Annotated in this window: 1 protein-coding gene; it reads left to right on the top strand. The window is 54.6% G+C overall.

The window, feature by feature from the left end; genetic code table 11:
* The coding region (locus L6966_RS11975; protein WP_237233468.1) for an alpha/beta fold hydrolase at nt 1–427 on the top strand (427 nt) is incomplete at both ends.

The raw sequence follows: 427 nt of genomic DNA, 5'->3' as shown, positions 1-427 counted from the left end.
CTATATACTGGCACATTCGATGGGCGGTGCGATCTCCACATTATTTCTGCAACGCCATCCAGGTGTATGTGACGCCATTGCGCTAACTGCGCCAATGTTTGGGATTGTGATTCGTATGCCGTCATTTATGGCACGGCAGATCCTTAACTGGGCCGAAGCGCATCCACGTTTCCGTGATGGCTATGCGATAGGCACCGGGCGCTGGCGCGCGTTGCCGTTTGCTATCAACGTACTGACCCACAGCAGACAGCGATATCGACGTAACTTACGTTTCTATGCTGATGACCCAACGATTCGCGTCGGTGGGCCGACCTACCATTGGGTACGCGAAAGTATTCTGGCTGGCGAACAGGTGTTAGCCGGTGCGGGTGATGACGCCACGCCAACGCTTCTCTTACAAGCTGAAGAGGAACGCGTGGTGGATAAC

The organism is Rothia nasisuis (assembly GCF_928381405.1).
GTDB lineage: Bacteria > Actinomycetota > Actinomycetes > Actinomycetales > Micrococcaceae > Rothia > Rothia nasisuis.
Note: the sequence above shows the minus strand (reverse complement) of the source record. Positions and strands in the feature narration are given on the sequence as shown.